The 15,882-nt window shown below is 30.7% G+C and carries 15 protein-coding genes and 1 pseudogene; 15 read left to right on the plus strand and 1 reads right to left on the minus strand.

The features are described 5' to 3' along the window. Positions 1–203 (minus strand): hypothetical protein (locus KQI18_RS12260; RefSeq protein ID WP_216468236.1); only part of this gene is annotated, 203 nt, incomplete at its 3' end. Between the two features lie 682 nt (positions 204–885). Here KQI18_RS12260 and KQI18_RS12265 point away from each other — a divergent pair. From KQI18_RS12265 to spoIIE, 15 genes and pseudogenes are all read left to right on the plus strand, one after another. Further along, positions 886–1,257: a hypothetical protein gene (locus KQI18_RS12265; protein WP_216468241.1), complete on the plus strand. Its 372-nt coding sequence runs from the start codon at positions 886–888 to the stop codon at positions 1,255–1,257. Positions 1,258–1,268: 11 nt separating this feature from the next. Beyond that, positions 1,269–1,829: an aminoacyl-tRNA hydrolase gene (pth, locus tag KQI18_RS12270; protein WP_216468242.1), complete on the plus strand. Its 561-nt coding sequence runs from the start codon at positions 1,269–1,271 to the stop codon at positions 1,827–1,829. A 16-nt stretch (positions 1,830–1,845) separates the two neighbouring features. Then, positions 1,846–5,244: a transcription-repair coupling factor gene (mfd, locus tag KQI18_RS12275; protein ID WP_216468243.1), complete on the plus strand. Its 3,399-nt coding sequence runs from the start codon at positions 1,846–1,848 to the stop codon at positions 5,242–5,244. Between the two features lie 15 nt (positions 5,245–5,259). Beyond that, positions 5,260–6,252 carry a peptidylprolyl isomerase gene (locus KQI18_RS12280; protein ID WP_216468244.1) on the plus strand — a complete coding sequence of 331 codons (993 nt, stop codon included), beginning with the start codon at positions 5,260–5,262 and terminating at the stop codon, positions 6,250–6,252. A 162-nt stretch (positions 6,253–6,414) separates the two neighbouring features. After that, positions 6,415–6,954, plus strand: a complete 540-nt coding sequence (locus tag KQI18_RS12285) for a stage V sporulation T C-terminal domain-containing protein (protein ID WP_216468245.1) — start codon at positions 6,415–6,417, stop codon at positions 6,952–6,954. Positions 6,955–7,071: 117 nt separating this feature from the next. Next, on the plus strand, positions 7,072–8,685 hold the full coding sequence (locus KQI18_RS12290) for a putative polysaccharide biosynthesis protein (RefSeq protein ID WP_216468246.1): 1,614 nt from the start codon (positions 7,072–7,074) through the stop codon (positions 8,683–8,685). A 111-nt stretch (positions 8,686–8,796) separates the two neighbouring features. Then, positions 8,797–10,260, plus strand: a complete 1,464-nt coding sequence (gene mazG, locus KQI18_RS12295) for a nucleoside triphosphate pyrophosphohydrolase (protein WP_216468247.1) — start codon at positions 8,797–8,799, stop codon at positions 10,258–10,260. 93 nt (positions 10,261–10,353) lie between these two features. Further along, positions 10,354–10,632: an HU family DNA-binding protein gene (locus tag KQI18_RS12300; protein WP_216468248.1), complete on the plus strand. Its 279-nt coding sequence runs from the start codon at positions 10,354–10,356 to the stop codon at positions 10,630–10,632. A 73-nt stretch (positions 10,633–10,705) separates the two neighbouring features. Beyond that, on the plus strand, positions 10,706–10,948 hold the full coding sequence (locus tag KQI18_RS12305; protein WP_216468249.1) for an RNA-binding S4 domain-containing protein: 243 nt from the start codon (positions 10,706–10,708) through the stop codon (positions 10,946–10,948). Positions 10,949–11,010: 62 nt separating this feature from the next. Further along, positions 11,011–11,265: a YabP/YqfC family sporulation protein gene (locus tag KQI18_RS12310; RefSeq protein WP_216468250.1), complete on the plus strand. Its 255-nt coding sequence runs from the start codon at positions 11,011–11,013 to the stop codon at positions 11,263–11,265. Continuing rightward, positions 11,266–11,526 (plus strand): annotated as a pseudogene (gene yabQ / locus KQI18_RS14520) (spore cortex biosynthesis protein YabQ); the annotation flags it as partial. Between the two features lie 186 nt (positions 11,527–11,712). Continuing rightward, positions 11,713–11,877 carry a hypothetical protein gene (locus KQI18_RS14255; RefSeq protein WP_236887773.1) on the plus strand — a complete coding sequence of 55 codons (165 nt, stop codon included), beginning with the start codon at positions 11,713–11,715 and terminating at the stop codon, positions 11,875–11,877. Between the two features lie 49 nt (positions 11,878–11,926). Next, a complete protein-coding gene (locus KQI18_RS12320; protein WP_216468252.1) occupies positions 11,927–12,211 on the plus strand; it encodes an FtsB family cell division protein in 285 nt (94 codons plus the stop codon). Positions 12,212–12,329: 118 nt separating this feature from the next. Then, on the plus strand, positions 12,330–13,250 hold the full coding sequence (locus tag KQI18_RS12325) for a Ppx/GppA phosphatase family protein (RefSeq protein ID WP_216468253.1): 921 nt from the start codon (positions 12,330–12,332) through the stop codon (positions 13,248–13,250). 92 nt (positions 13,251–13,342) lie between these two features. Further along, on the plus strand, positions 13,343–15,715 hold the full coding sequence (spoIIE, locus tag KQI18_RS12330) for a stage II sporulation protein E (RefSeq protein ID WP_216468254.1): 2,373 nt from the start codon (positions 13,343–13,345) through the stop codon (positions 15,713–15,715). Positions 15,716–15,882: the final 167 nt, after the last annotated feature.

Genomic DNA, 15,882 nt, shown 5'->3' on the forward strand with positions numbered 1-15,882 from the left:
GACCAGGCATATCTCCCTTTATTATTTTTTGGTATCAATCCTTCTTCAACAATCTCGCCTTTTTCATTATAAACTGTATATTGAATTGGATCAGAGTTTAAATTTTTTATATCTGACTCTGTAGCAGCAAATGCAGGAACATTTAATACCAATATCATAGCAATTGAAATAATAACAGTAAATATTTTATTTAATTTTTTCATAGAAAAAACCTCCTTGTTTAAATTAATATTATATAACGCCGACACTACCTTCTCTTACTAAATAATCGAATGAAGCATTTTAATATAAATAACTCTATTTTTCGATATTTAATTTATTTATTCATTTAAATATTTTTTCTGCAAATTTAGATATAATCCTTTTTTATATACAAAACTGGTCATTAAAATGACAAAACTGGATAATTTAAATTATTATCATAAAAGTTTATAATTCATTATGTTTTGTACATATCCATAAAAGTATGAGAAGTTAGACCAGACTATAGATAAATTAAGATATATGGACACTATGCAGTTCAAAGAGGAATTCATTAGTTGATACAGAATTATCTCATATTAATCCTAAAGATGATCATGTGATACACCCTACAACGTTTAGATAATGTAAATGTAAACATTTTCCTATTTTGCTAATGAAGTTTTAATGAAATATAAATGAATAAAAAAAGAAATAGAGAAAAAAATATTTAAGTGTGTTAAAATTATAAAGATAGTGACTAGATTATAATTAGATAACCTAGTCACTTAGATAAGGTTAAAAACTGTGGATAAGTTGTGTCAACTGACATTTAACTGACAATTCCAAAATAATCAAACGCTTATAACCTTGAAAACACAAGAGTTTAGAGGGTTTAATAACACAACGGTACTTAGTGGTATAATGGTTCAAGGAATTATTTTTATAATTTCTTTGAAACTTGGTTGTATAGAGTGGAGTTATGTATTTGATTTAATTATAGGAGTGACTATTTCATATATATTAGCTGTAACGACTATATCTCTCGGTTATGGGGATGTTGGTTATTATGGCTTATGTTGCTTTGCGCTTGGAAGGGGAGAAGCTCTTTATCTGATAGGGTTGTCATTCTTAACAGCATTTTTCTACTACATAGTAATTATTATATTTAAAAGAGATAGGCTTAGAAGGGTGATTCCATTTACTCCTTTTATATCGCTAGCAACAATAATCATAATATTGACAGAAAATAGATTGCTAGAGCTGTACGTAAGCTTTCTATATAAAATAACATAAGGAGGTAAAAAATGTTTGTAATAGTAGGATTAGGAAATCCAGGTAAACAATATGAACATACAAGACATAATGTCGGATTCGACGTTATTGATATATTAGCTAAAGAGTACGGAGCTAGTGTTACAAAGATGAAGCACAAAGCTCTTATAGGAGAATGTAGAGTAGGGACAGAAAAAGTATTGCTTGTCAAACCACAAACTTATATGAATTTAAGTGGGGAAACTTTAATAGATATATATAACTACTACAAGGTAGATCTTGAAAATATAATTGTTGTCTACGATGATATAGATTTAGATGTAGGAAGGATTAGAATAAGGAAAAAAGGAAGTGCAGGTAGCCACAATGGAATGAAATCTATAATCAAATGTTTAGGGTCTGGAGAATTTCCAAGAGTAAGAGTTGGTGTGTCTAAGCCTGAACCAGGGCAGGATTTAGCGAACTTCGTACTTTCAAAATTTAGAAAAGAAGAACAGTCAGATATAGAAAGCGGAATAGACAAGGCTTGTAAATCAGTAGATACAATTATCAGAGAAAATTTAGAATTAGCAATGAATAAATATAATATATAGCGAGAGGGAGAGTAGCATGAATGATGTTTTTGTATATCCTTTACGAAACTCAGAGGAATATAAAGATGCACTAAATTATGTAAAAGACGGGCAAGGATCGCTTCTAATAAATGGTCTATTGCAAGTACAAAAACCTCATATTACGTATTCGTTATTTAAGGACACATCAAAACAGACCTTATTTATAGCGAGCAGTGAGTTGGAAGCAAAGAAAGTGTATGAGGACTTGTGTTTTTATGTCAAAGATAAGGTGGAGTATCTGGGATTTGAAGATATATACTTTTATCGCCTAGAAGCAAAAGACAGATCTGAAGAAGCAAAAAAATTAAAAGTATTAACTAGACTGGCAAAAGGTGAGGATATTATACTTGTGACTTCAATTGAAGCCATTTTAAAGAAATATACACCTAAAGATATGTTAATAAATAACATATTCTCGTATAAAATAGGAGATACCATAAATCTAGAAGATCTTACTGATCGACTTGTAAACTTAGGTTATGAGAGAGTTTCTAGAATAGAGGGATTTGGACAATTTAGCATAAGGGGCGGTATAATTGATATATTTTCCTTAGAATATTCAAACCCAATTCGTATGGAATTATTTGATGATGAAATAGATTCTATACGAACTTTTGACGTTCTTTCACAAAAATCAATAGATAAGATAGATGTTTTCTCTATAACACCTTCAAGAGAGTTTATTTATCCTGAAAAAATCGATACAGCAGTTTCTAAACTAAAGAAGGATACAACAGACAATACTGATGAAGATACTTTTATGAATATAGACAAAATCTCAAATAAAATATATTTTGAGGGTGTTGAAAATTATATTGACTATATTTACGATACAGATGAAAAAAGTTTATTTTCATATTTGAACAAGGATGCTGTAGTATTTTTAAGTGATATTGCTAGATTTAAAGAAAAGTTTGAGAACCTTTCAAATACTTTTAAAGAAAACTATAAAGTGAATTTAGAGAGAGGACTTGCTCTAAAGGGACAGGCAGAATTACTGTACAGTTATCACGATATAGAGCATTTATTAAAAGATAAAAAACTTATACTAAATACTTTATTACCTAAAGCTGTAAGTCATTTTTCAGTTAAGAAAATAATTAACTTTGAATGTAGAGAAATTCCAACTTTCAATGCAAAGATTGAATCTTTAGTAGAAGAATTAAACAATTTAAAATACAATGGACACAAAGTAATTTTGGCAACAAACACGATAGATAGAGCAGAAAAGTTAAAGGAAAGTTTATTCGAAAGAGGAATAGAAGCAAATGTATCCAATAATAGAGATATAGAAATAAAATCATCTCAAATAATAATTACACAAGGAAATATAAGTCGTGGATTCCAATATAAATCTATAAAATTTACTATAATTACTGACAATGAGATGATTGGGGTTCATAGAAGGACATCAAAACCTAAGAAAAAATCTAATAAAAAGGGTCAAACTATAGAATCATTTTTGGATTTAAATAAAGGTGACTATGTAGTTCATGAGAATAATGGTATTGGTAGATATGCAGGTATCGATCAAATAACTGTAAACGCTATCAAAAAAGATTATATGAAAATTGTCTACAGGGGCGGGGACAATCTATATGTACCGATTGACCAGATGGACAAGGTCCAAAAGTATATAGGAGCTGAAGTAGAAAAAGTAAAATTAAATAAACTAGGTGCCAGTGAGTGGATAAAAGCTAAGACAAAAGTCAAAAAAGAAATTGAAGATATGACTAAAGAGTTAGTAGAGCTTTACGCTAAGCGTGAAAAGATAAAAGGTTATAACTTCTCTAAAGATACTCCATGGCAATCTGAGTTTGAATCACTGTTCCCATATCAAGAAACTGATGATCAATTAAAAGCTATTGATGAGACAAAAATAGATATGGAATCAAATAAGGTAATGGACAGACTAATCTGCGGTGACGTTGGTTATGGAAAAACAGAGATAGCGATAAGAGCTATTTTTAAAGCTTGTATGGATCAAAAACAAGTTGCAGTGCTAGTTCCAACTACTATACTTGCACAACAACATTACAATACCTTTAAAGAGAGATTCGCATCGTATCCACTTAGGGTGGAAGTACTTAGTAGATTTAAGACACCTAAAGAGCAAAGACAAATTGTTGAAGATGCAAAAAAAGGACTAGTTGATATTTTAATTGGAACTCATAGAATTATATCTAGTGATATAGATTTGCCAAGTTTAGGTCTAGTCGTTGTAGATGAGGAGCAGAGATTTGGAGTTAAACACAAAGAATCTCTAAAAAAAATCAAATCCACAGTTGATGTTATTACTCTATCAGCTACACCAATACCGAGAACATTACACATGTCTCTGAGTGGTATAAGAGATATGAGTGTAATAGAAGAGCCTCCCCAAGAGAGACATCCTGTGATTACGTATGTAACTGAGAATAAAGAAAGTATTATTCAGGATGAGATTGAAAGAGAATTGGGAAGAGGTGGTCAAGTATTTTTTGTATACAACAGAGTAGAACATATTGAAGAAATGGCCAGTATGATCAAAAGGTTGGTGCCAGATGCAAGGGTTGCAGTTGCTCATGGGCAGATGACTTCAAAAACTTTAGAAAATATAATTCTTGGTTTTTTAGATAAAGAATTTGATGTATTAGTGTGTACAACTATTATAGAAACAGGTATGGATATATCAAATGCCAATACTATGATAATATACGATGCAGATAAGATGGGTCTTGCTCAGCTTTATCAGTTGAGAGGGAGAGTTGGTAGAAGTACCAGACAGGGTTACGCTTATCTTATGTACGAAAAAGATAAGTCTTTAAGTGAAGTAGCAGAAAAAAGATTAAAAGCTATAAGAGAATTTACCGAGTTTGGTTCAGGATTTAAAATAGCTATGAGGGATCTTGAGATAAGAGGTGCAGGAAATATATTAGGATCTCAACAACATGGTCATATGGCTGTAATAGGATATGATCTTTATGTTAAAATGTTAAATAATGCAATTAAAAAGATAAAAGGCGAAGATATAAAAGAAGAAGTTGATGTAGAGATAGAATTAAATGTAAATGCATTTATACCTGATTCATATATCGATGGAGAACTTACAAAGATAGAAATGTATAAAAAAATTGCCGCAATAGAGTCAAAACAAGATATGTACGATGTTCAAGAAGAAATGGAGGATAGATTCTCTGATATACCTAATTCAGTAAATTGTCTTCTTAAGATAGCATATATAAAAACTCTATGTAAACAATTAAAGATAGAGAAAATAAGACATATTAAAGACGAAATATTCCTTGAGCCTATAACTAAATATAAGACAAAGGAAAAAATAGGTTATAATATAGTGAATGAACTAGAAGAACTGTTAGAAAAAATGTGTGGAGTTAAAAAATCGCAAAGATAAGAGGGGTGCTTAAATTTGAAGAAATTAATAACATTAGCCGTATCGTTACTTACAATGATATCAGTAACTGCATGCAGTGGAAGTTCAAATGCAGTGGCTACAGTAGATAATTCTGAAATAACTAAAGATGAATACAAAAAAATGTTGGATATAACTAAAATAACTGCTGAATCTCAATATGGAGAAGGAATTTTGGATCAAGAGGTATCTGAGGGTGTCAAATTTAGAGATCAGATGAAAGACAGTATTCTTGAACAGCTAATCAGTACTGAGGTGATCTATAATCAGGCCAAAAAAGACAATTTGATACCAACTGATGCAGAGATTAAAAAAAGTGTTGGTGAAATAAAGAAAAATATTGAATCAAACAAAGATTATAAAAAGAAACTTGATGAAATTGGAATAGACGATGCTTTCTTGACTAACCAAGAGAAAAAGAGTCTAGCACTTCAAAGATATCAAGATGCGTTTTATGAAAATACAAAAGTCAATGAAACTGAAATGAAAAAATACTACAACACTCATAAAGATGAGTTTAACAAAGAGGAAGTAGAAGCATCTCACATTCTTATAAAGACAGTAGATGATAATAATAAAGAGCTATCAAAAGACAAAAAAGAAGCTGCAAAGAAAAAAGCGGAAAATGTACTTAAAGAAGTTAAAGGTGGAGGAGATTTTGCTGAGTTAGCCAAAAAATATTCACAAGATAGTTCGGCTTCATCTGGCGGCTCATTAGGGTTCTTTGGAAAAGGACAAATGGTTGAGCCTTTTGAGAAAGCAGCATTTTCCCTAAAAGTAGGGGAAGTTTCAGAATTAGTTGAGTCACAATACGGTTACCATATTATAAAAGTAACAAATAAAAAGAAAGATGAAACTTCGTTTGAAGATGCAAAGTCTACAATTAAACAATCGATTCTTGGAGAAAAATATTCAGAAAAAGTTGATAAACTTACTAAGTCAGCAAAGATAGATAGAAACGAAAAGATCATAAAAAAAGTTACTTTCTAAAAAAGTAACTAAAAATAGATAAAAATAGCTAAATACAAACGATAGATGTATTTATATACCAAATTTAAAAGCTATATCAAAAAATGATGTAGCTTTTTTTGCATATAATTCTTTATCTTGGTAAAAATATACTTAAAGTTTTATATGGAGGTATTATACAATATGAAAGCAACAGGAATAGTTAGACGAATAGATGATCTTGGTAGAGTAGTTGTTCCGAAGGAAATCAGAAAAACTCTTAGAATTAAAGAAGGAGATCCACTAGAGATTTTTACAGCGAGAGATGGAGAAGTTATATTGAAAAAATACTCTCCTATGGGAGAATTAAACGAATTTGCTCAAACTTACGCTGAATCATTAGGAGAAGTATATGGATACGGTGTTGTTGTAACAGATTCAGATTCAATAATAGCTGTATCTAAGATATCAAAAAAGGATTACAAAGAAAAAAATATAAGCAGTGATTTAGAAGATTTTATATCAAATAGAAATACAAAATATCTTGAAGGAGATGAAATGATATCACTTCATAGAGATGATCCAAAAGACTACTCAGGGCAATTTATAGTGCCTATAGTAAGTGATTCAGGTGATTGTATAGGAGCTATTATACTTTTATCTAAAGATGAAGATGCATCACTTGCAAGTGAAGAAAAAAGCCTTAGAATTGCTGCAAACTTTTTAGGAAAACAAGTTCAATAAATTATAAAGGGCCTCTTAATATAGAGGTCTTTTGAAGTTTTTGTGTAAATTATTGTATATGATATTGAAAATATGGTATATTAAAGTTTGTTATATAAACGATTTGGAGGTTGCGTTATGGCTAATAACAAAAATAAGGACTCTTTTTTAAAGGGTGCGCTTATACTTGGAGCAGCAGGTATATTGATTAAAATAATTGGTGCCTTTTTCAGAATCCCACTTGGCAATATGATTGGGTCTGAAGGTATGGGGTACTACCAAGCTGCTTATCCAGTTTATACATTGTTTTTAACTTTAGCGACGGCTGGTTTTCCAACAGCAGTAGCTAAATTGGTATCTGAAAAAGTTGCTGTAAATGATCACAGAGGAGCACATAGAATATTTAAAGTATCTCGTACCATACTTGTGGTTACGGGTTTAATTGTTTTCTGTATCCTATTCTTTGGATCTGAATTTATAGTTACAAACATTATGAAAAATCCAAATGCACTTTATTCGATGAAAGCTATAGCACCAGCACTTCTATTTGTTCCGGTTATGTCTGCATATAGGGGATATTTCCAAGGTAGAAGTGAAATGACAAAGATAGCTTTATCACAGATTATAGAACAGCTTGTAAGGGTTGGCTTAGGGCTTTACCTTGCATATGCTTTAAATAGTTTATATGGTGTAAAATTTGGGGCCGCAGGAGCTATATCAGGAGCTACCCTTGGATCTATAGCATCTGTTATATTCTTAATAGTTGTTTATCTGATAGGAAAGAGAGAGCGTAGATTGGAGATTGAATCTAGCCCAAACTTTAATGTCGAGAGTTTTTCAAGAATACTTAAAAATTTACTTGTGGTTACAATACCCATAACAATTGGTGCTTGCGTTATGCCACTTGTAAATATGATAGATAATGTAATCGTAATCGATAGATTAATGAGTGCCGGTTTTACATATAAGATGGCGAATTCTATGTTTGGTCAACTCACAGGGATGGCTATGGTTATAGTCAATTTACCTATGGTAATCACTACAGCACTTAGTATGAGCTTAGTTCCATCAATTTCGGCATCATATGCTGTAGGAAATAAATTTAAAGCTAGAAAAGATACAAAAAGTGCAATTAAAGTTACTTTACTTATAGTTTTACCATGTGCTTTTGGCCTTGCATCGCTAGCAACTCCTATAATGCAACTTCTATTCCCTAAAGAGTCAGCTGGTATCGGAATTATCCTATTTACGCTTGCACCTTGTGCTATATTCTTAGGGCTAATTCAGACTACGAATGGTATACTACAAGGTATGGGAAAACCGATGGTTCCAGTTGTTGCGTTGGTAACAGGTATGGTATTTAAAATAATTATAAGCTATACATTGACTGGAATTCATGATATAAATATATTAGGTTCAGCTCTTGGTACAGTTACAGCCTATTTAGTAGCTGCATTTATAAACCTACTGTACATTAGGAGATTCATGGGATTAAAGCTTTCAACTAGAGAATTTATTATAAAACCTTTAATAACTGTTATGACTATGTATATAGTTGTAAAAGTATGTTATGGTTTCTTAGTTGGATTATTAGGGAATAACTTAACTACAGTTATAGCTATTTGTGTAGGTGGATTAGTATATGTTTTAGCCGTACTTGGTATAGGGGCAATAACAAAAGAAGAAATACTTACTATGCCTAAGGGGGATAAAATATACAAATCACTAAAGAAAGCTAAACTTATAAGATAATGTTAGAATAATTTTGAGAACATTGGAAATAATATCTAATAAAACAAAAAATTGTATTATAAATTATCAATTTTATTCAAACAATTGCAATATGCTGATAGAGGTGATATTATGGGTAAGATAAGCATTGTAGGTCTAGGTCCTGGAGATATATCTCTAATAAGTCAAGGAGCTATTAAAGCTTTAAAGTCAAACTCAAAGATTTTTTTTAGAACTGAAAAACACCCTATAGTTGATGAGTTAAAATCTGAGATAGAATATACTTCATTGGATTATTTCTACGAAAGTGAAGAAAACTTTGAAAATGTATATGCTAAAATCTCAGAGTTCATAATTGATGAATCAATTAAAGGGGATGATTTAGTATATGCAGTGCCAGGACATCCGAGGGTTGCGGAGAAAACAGTCGGTATAATTGAAGACATTGCACACAGAAATCAAATAGAGGTCGTTACAATACCGTCTATGAGCTTTGTAGATGCAATATTTAATTATTTATCTGAAGACCCATCAGAGGGATTTCAACTTCTTGATGCATTCGAACTTGAAGATATATATATAGACACAAATAAAAGCATGATTATAACTCAAATTTATGATAATTTTACTGCTTCTAACGTAAAATTGAAATTAAGTGAATATTATGAGTACGATCAGGTTATATATATAGTTAAAGCAGCTGGAGTCAATGGATTGGAGAGTAATAAAACAGTTAAGCTGTATGAACTCGATAGAAATGAAAACCAATTTGACTACTTAACTAGCTTGTATATACCTAAAAGTTCAAATAAAATGTATAATACACTACATGATTTGGAAATGATAGTAAAGAAGCTTAGGGGGCCTGGTGGCTGCGATTGGGATAAAAAGCAGACACATGAATCTCTTAAGAAATTTATAATTGAAGAATCATACGAGCTTATAAATGCTATTGATAACAATGATGATGAAGAAATAGTAGAAGAACTTGGAGATGTTTTATTACAAGTTGTACTACATTGTCAAATCGGAAAAGAAGAAGGATATTTCGACTTATCAGAAGTAGTGAGTGGTATATGCAAAAAATTGATTAGCAGACATCCTCACGTGTTCAATGCTGGTGATAGAAGTGATTTTTCAGAAAAGACTTGGGAAGAGCTTAAAAAGGAAGAAAAGGGTGAAAACACCATTACAGATAGTTTGGTTAGGATACCGGAGAGTCTTCCAGCTCTGATGAAGGCTACAAAAGTTCAAAAAAAAGCAGCACTTGTAGGATTTGACTGGGATAATGTAGAAGATGTATTTAAAAAGATTGAAGAAGAATATCAGGAATTACTTGACGAATGCAGAGCCGAGAATATAAAATACATAAAGGAAGAGTTAGGTGATTTGATATTTTCAATTGTAAATTTGGCTAGGTTTTTAGATGTAGATTCAGAGGAGGCTCTGAACAACACAACAGCTAAATTTATAAAAAGGTTTCAATATATTGAAAAGAAGTCTTTTGAGCTACATAAAGAGCTTGAGGATATGACTTTAGAAGAAATGGACAAGTATTGGAATCAGGCAAAATTACAAAAAGATGATAATAATTAAAAAGGTATTTTGTCAAAAATCTAGAACTTTTATCTTTATAGTGGGTGAAGGTCTATATTATAAACATAAACAATTTTTTAGGAGGTAAGTATCGTGAATAAAGCTGAATTAGTATCAAAAATGGCAGAAAAGAGTGGATTAACAAAGAAAGAAGCAGAGGTTGCATTAAACGCATTTATGAACTCTGTTCAAGAAGCTCTTGTAAATAATGAAAAAGTTCAATTAGTAGGATTTGGTACTTTTGAAACTAGAGAAAGAGCTGCTAGACAAGGAAGAAACCCAAGAGACCCAGAGCAAGTTATAGATATACCAGCTTCTAAAGCACCTGTTTTCAAAGCTGGAAAAGGTCTTAAAGATATGATAAACAAATAATACTAAATTATTTTGATTTTAAAGAAAGTGTGGATAATCTCCACACTTTCTTTAAATGTTTAGGGAGGATACTATGAGATTAGACAAGTATTTAAAAGTATCTAGAATTATTAAAAGAAGAACTGTAGCAAAGGATGCATGTGAAAAAGGAATAGTGACTATAAATGGTAAAGTTGCAAAGTCATCTTCAGTTGTTGGAATTGGCGATGTACTTGTGATACAGTTTGGAGAGAAAAAAATGAAGTTTGAAGTGCTTGAGATAAAAGAACATGTGCTAAAAAACGATGCAAAAGAAATGTACAAAATTTTAGAATAAAATCATTTGAACTCCAGTATATTTAATAGTAGTATTAATGAAATATGTACTGGAGGGATATTATGGAACAAAATATAACTTTGAAAGATAGATCAAACTTAGTTATTTCTGGCGTAGAGCATATTTACTCTTTTAATGATAAAAGGGTAGAGGTAAAGACGTCTGTTGGAGAAATGGTAATTGAGGGCGAGAATTTGGATATGAGTAAACTCAGTATCGATGAAAAAATAATCAGTATTGAAGGTACCATAAATTCAATTGTTTACGCAAAGCCTAGAAAACCTCAAGAGAGTTTCTTCAAGAAGGTGTTTAAGTAGATGATACCTTTTACACAAGATGTGGGAATATTCTATGCGACTATTTACGGTGGAGTAATAATCGGTGTTCTGTTTGATTTTTATAGGGCATTAAAATTTAATTTTAAATTTATGCGTTGTTTTTCGATTTTCTTTGATATTATATTTTGGATTTTTGCTACATTAGTAATTTTCTTGACTATTAATCTTACCGAATTTTTTGATTTAAGGTATTATCATTTTGTCGCCTTAATAGTAGGTTTTCTTATTTATTACAACACCATAAGTAAATACATATTGTCTTTTATCAGTAAATTAATATGCTTTACTTCAAATTTATTTAAAAAAGTGGTGTTAGGTTTAGTCGCTTTTATAAACAATTTGTATTACGTTATAATCTATTCAATGCATTTACTATTTGATATCATATTTTATATACCCAATATAATTATAGGTATTAAAAGGAGTATGGATAAAAAATCTAAAAACGCAAAGAACAAAAAAACTATAAAGATAGATAAGCTAGCTAAACCAAAAAAGGCGAAGAAAAAGGAAAAGCATAAGAAATATAATAAATCTAAAAAAACAAAGAAACCAAATAAAATTGATAAATCAAAATCAAAAAGTAAATAAAATTATTGACTAGATATACTCAGATTAATATCAAGGAGAGGGAGTAGTAATGAACGTAAGAAAAAAATTTTCAGGTCAGTTTATCGCTATAAGCTTGTTTCTTGTAGTAACAGTTTTTGGTATGATAAGTGGATTTAAATTCGAGTATACTAAATACAACGAGTACAAGGCTGAAATAGCTAGTTTAAACGATCAAATAGAAACTACAGATTCTAAGATCAAAAACTTGAGATCAACTAAGTCCATTAATAATGAAACCCTAGAAAAGACTGCTAGGAAACGACTAAATATGGTTAAGCCTAATGAAACTGTGTACATAGATATAAATCAATAAGTGAAAGCTGTGTTATGAAAATATAAGAATAGCAATGTATCTATAAATTGTAGACTTTTGGTCTCAACTTGGATACATTGCTATTTTTATATTAAAATAATAATAAAGGAGTGATTTTATGAAATTAGCTGCAATAGACATTGGCACTAACTCGATGAGACTTTTAGTGGCAGAGGTCGTAGGTGGTAACATCATTAATAGAAAAAAATTCGTAAATACAACTAGAATTGGCGAAGGAGTAGATAAGACAGGTTTTATATTAGAAGAAGCAATAACTAGGAATATTGAAGCTTTAATTGAATTCAAAAAAATATGTTTAAAAGAAGGATGTGAAAAGATTTTCTGCATGGGAACATCAGCACTTAGAGATAGTATGAACAGTGAAGAATTTATCATTAGAGCTAAAAAAGAAGCGGAAATAGATGTTGAAATATTAAGTGGAGACTCTGAGGCAAATTTAGGACTTATAGGGGTTATAGAGGGGCTAAATGGGGATAGAAATGTTTTAGTTGTGGATATTGGCGGAGGATCAACTGAGTTTACCGTGGGTGATAGATCTGGTATAAAGTACAATAAGAGTGAGAATATAGGTGCACTTAGAATGACAGAAAAATTCTTAAAGGAAGACCCTATAGATAAAAATGCATTTGGGAAATTAGAAAAGTTCGTAGAAAAAGAAATAGCTGATACTATTGACGACATAAGAAGTATGATCGACATAAAGGATTTCGTTGGTATCGGGGGAACAATAACATCTTTGTCTGCAATTAATCAAAAACTTGAAGTTTACTCAATGGAAAAAATACACAACAGTAAAATATGCATAAAAAATGTTGAGCAAATTCTACAAAACCTCATAGAAATACCATTAAGTGACAAGAAAAAACTAGCTGGATTGCAGAAAAAGCGAGCGGATATTATAACAGCTGGTGTAGGAATACTAAAAATAATAATGGAAAAACTTGAAATAGAGGAAATAACCGTGAGTGAGTACGATAATTTAGAGGGATTAATATGTCAGAAGTCAAAAAAATTGTAAGAATTTTTTTTGAGTTTGGCAACTGAATATGACAAAAAAACTTCTATGCTTTTGATAAACTCTTGATATAAACAAAAGAGGGGGTTTTAGAAATGCAAAGAAGTGCTGCGGTTCTAGAAAAAGATTTTATAAAAACGAGTAATTTTAAAATTGTAGGTAAATACATTACATTTACAATGATATCATTTATGGTTATGGGATTTTTACTAAGTAGATCAATACTTGTGGAGTCTATAGCTCCTTTGGGGATAGCTTTTTTTGTTTGTATGATAAAGTGGGACAAGTATAAAGTACCTGTTTTTGCTTCAACGGTTATAGGTACGATCTTATCGGCAAATAGTACATTATTCATTGCTAAGTATTGTGCTTGTCTGATTTTATTTATGCTATTTAGCAATAGAATTAAAAAGATTGAAAGCACCGCCTTGCTTGCTCTCGTGGGTGCCGGGGTGGTTTTACCCATCTCGGTTGGTCAAGGATTGTTTTCTAGTAACACAACTTATGAAATATTAATGGCTTTAACTGAAAGTATTATTCTATTTGTATCGGTATATATATTTTCTTATGGAGTAAATTTATTAACAAATATAAAAAATCGGCTTTCAGTCCGCCCTGAAGAAGCCATATCGATAAGTTTATTGGTAACTTTCACTATAATGGGTTTAGGTGAAGTCACCATATTTGGTATTTCTGTCAGGATTGTTCTTTCTACTATTGTTGTTCTTATGACATCTATTGTTGGTGGCGCAACTATGGGGGCAAGTTGTGGCGTTGTTGTAGGAATAGCTTTTTTGATAAACAATTTAACTTCCGCAGTATATATGGGGATATATTCTTTTGCGGGTCTTGTTAGTGGAGCTTTTAACAAGATTAACAAAATACTTTGTATACTAGGGTATATTCTAAGCTGGATGATAATATACACATACAGTACAGGAATTTCTTCAAATTTAATGCAGCTTAGAGATATTTTAATAGCTTGTCTTGTAGTTATTGCAATTCCAGAAAAAGTGTTTTCAAAGGTTGGGAAACTAATTAAAAGCAATGTTGCTTCAAATGATTATGTAAATGATTACATAGTAAGAAGCAAAGATTTAACCAAAAATAGATTAAATAATATTTATAAGACCTACAGTGATTTAGCTAATACATTTGATAGGATTAGAGAAAAAGATAGAGTATTAGATCAAAGAGACATAGCAAGTGTTGTTGATATGATACACAATGATGAATGTAGGGCGTGCAGTATGAAGAGAATGTGTTGGGAGACCAGATTTAATCATACTTACACCATGATATACAATATTCTTGAAAGAATTGAAGATAGAGGAGAGTTAACTGTAAAAGATATACCAGAAAATTTTAGGAAGGAGTGTATGAAGCCAGAATCAATAGTAAAGATGGCAAATTACTATTACAGATTATTTGTATTAGATTATGAATGGAGCACTAAATTTTCGGAAAATAGAAGACTTATAGCAAATCAAATAAGAAGTATCTCTAAATCTATAGAGTCTTTATCTCAGGATTTAGAAAACAATATAATGTTAGACTTGGAAAAAGAGAAGAGCATTTACGATAATCTCCAGAGATATGATGTAGACGTTGAAAAGGTGAATTACATAACTAAATCAAATAACGAGTTTGAAATTGAAGTAGAGAAACTTACTTGTACAGATGGAAAGGTGTGTGAAGAAAAAATAAAAAAAGCTCTTACAGACATTGTAGGAGAGGAATTATCGGTTAGAAAAGTAGGGTGTAACTCGCTAGGAGATAGATGTAAGGCAACATTTGTAAAAGCTCAGAAATTTAAGGCTATAACTGAAGTATCTGCTATGTCAAGAGATGGACATATACTTTGTGGTGACAATTATACATTTATGGAGATAAATGATGGCAAATATATGATGGCAATAAGTGATGGTATGGGAAAAGGAAAGAAAGCATATGAAGAGTCTTCAGCTACAATAGATATTTTAGAAAAAATGATAGATGCTAAGATAGAAGATGAAATAATTATCGATACAATAAATAATATGTTAATGTTAAAATCATCTGACGAAATGTTTTCTACGCTTGATTTAGGTATAGTCGATCTAAGACGTGGATCTCTAGATACTATAAAAATGGGTGCATGTTCAACGTATATTAAACGAGATAATGGAGACATTGATCTTATATCTTCATCATCGCTTCCGGTTGGAATACTTTCTGATGTTAATATAGATAGAAAAAACTCAAAAGTAAACGATGGAGATATTGTAATAATGGTATCTGATGGAATAGTTGATTCTGGAAGGAATAAAGATCTAGGCGACAATTGGTTAATATACTACTTAGATAGTATAAAAACTACAAATCCTAAGAAGATTTCGAATTCAATTTTAGATAGAGCTTTAGAACTACAATCAGAGAAAATCGAAGATGATATGACTGTTTTAGTTACAAAAATATGCTTAAAATAGTGTGTTTAATTTGTTGACAAATTGTGGATAGTTTGTGGATAAAAAAATAGAGTCTTATTAATGCATTCAAGAGTTATACACAAAAAACAGTTGATAATTGCACAAAATTGTGGATAAAGTGTATAAATTTGTTAATAAGCTAATTTAATTTAATAATATTATAAAAA

It is taken from the genome of Metaclostridioides mangenotii (genome assembly GCF_018917235.1).
Classification (GTDB): domain Bacteria; phylum Bacillota; class Clostridia; order Peptostreptococcales; family Peptostreptococcaceae; genus Metaclostridioides.

What these genes read in the sequence shown, in the direction of transcription:
- KQI18_RS12310 (WP_216468250.1), top strand. Translation starts at nt 11,011, where the DNA reads ATGGAACAAAATATAACTTTGAAAGATAGATCAAACTTAGTTATTTCT.
- spoIIE (WP_216468254.1), top strand. Translation starts at nt 13,343, where the DNA reads ATGCAAAGAAGTGCTGCGGTTCTAGAAAAAGATTTTATAAAAACGAGT.
- mfd (WP_216468243.1), top strand. Translation starts at nt 1,846, where the DNA reads ATGAATGATGTTTTTGTATATCCTTTACGAAACTCAGAGGAATATAAA.
- KQI18_RS12325 (WP_216468253.1), top strand. Translation starts at nt 12,330, where the DNA reads ATGAAATTAGCTGCAATAGACATTGGCACTAACTCGATGAGACTTTTA.
- mazG (WP_216468247.1), top strand. Translation starts at nt 8,797, where the DNA reads ATGGGTAAGATAAGCATTGTAGGTCTAGGTCCTGGAGATATATCTCTA.
- KQI18_RS12320 (WP_216468252.1), top strand. Translation starts at nt 11,927, where the DNA reads ATGAACGTAAGAAAAAAATTTTCAGGTCAGTTTATCGCTATAAGCTTG.
- KQI18_RS12265 (WP_216468241.1), top strand. Translation starts at nt 886, where the DNA reads ATGGTTCAAGGAATTATTTTTATAATTTCTTTGAAACTTGGTTGTATA.
- pth (WP_216468242.1), top strand. Translation starts at nt 1,269, where the DNA reads ATGTTTGTAATAGTAGGATTAGGAAATCCAGGTAAACAATATGAACAT.
- KQI18_RS14255 (WP_236887773.1), top strand. Translation starts at nt 11,713, where the DNA reads ATGGATAAAAAATCTAAAAACGCAAAGAACAAAAAAACTATAAAGATA.
- KQI18_RS12290 (WP_216468246.1), top strand. Translation starts at nt 7,072, where the DNA reads ATGGCTAATAACAAAAATAAGGACTCTTTTTTAAAGGGTGCGCTTATA.
- KQI18_RS12285 (WP_216468245.1), top strand. Translation starts at nt 6,415, where the DNA reads ATGAAAGCAACAGGAATAGTTAGACGAATAGATGATCTTGGTAGAGTA.
- KQI18_RS12305 (WP_216468249.1), top strand. Translation starts at nt 10,706, where the DNA reads ATGAGATTAGACAAGTATTTAAAAGTATCTAGAATTATTAAAAGAAGA.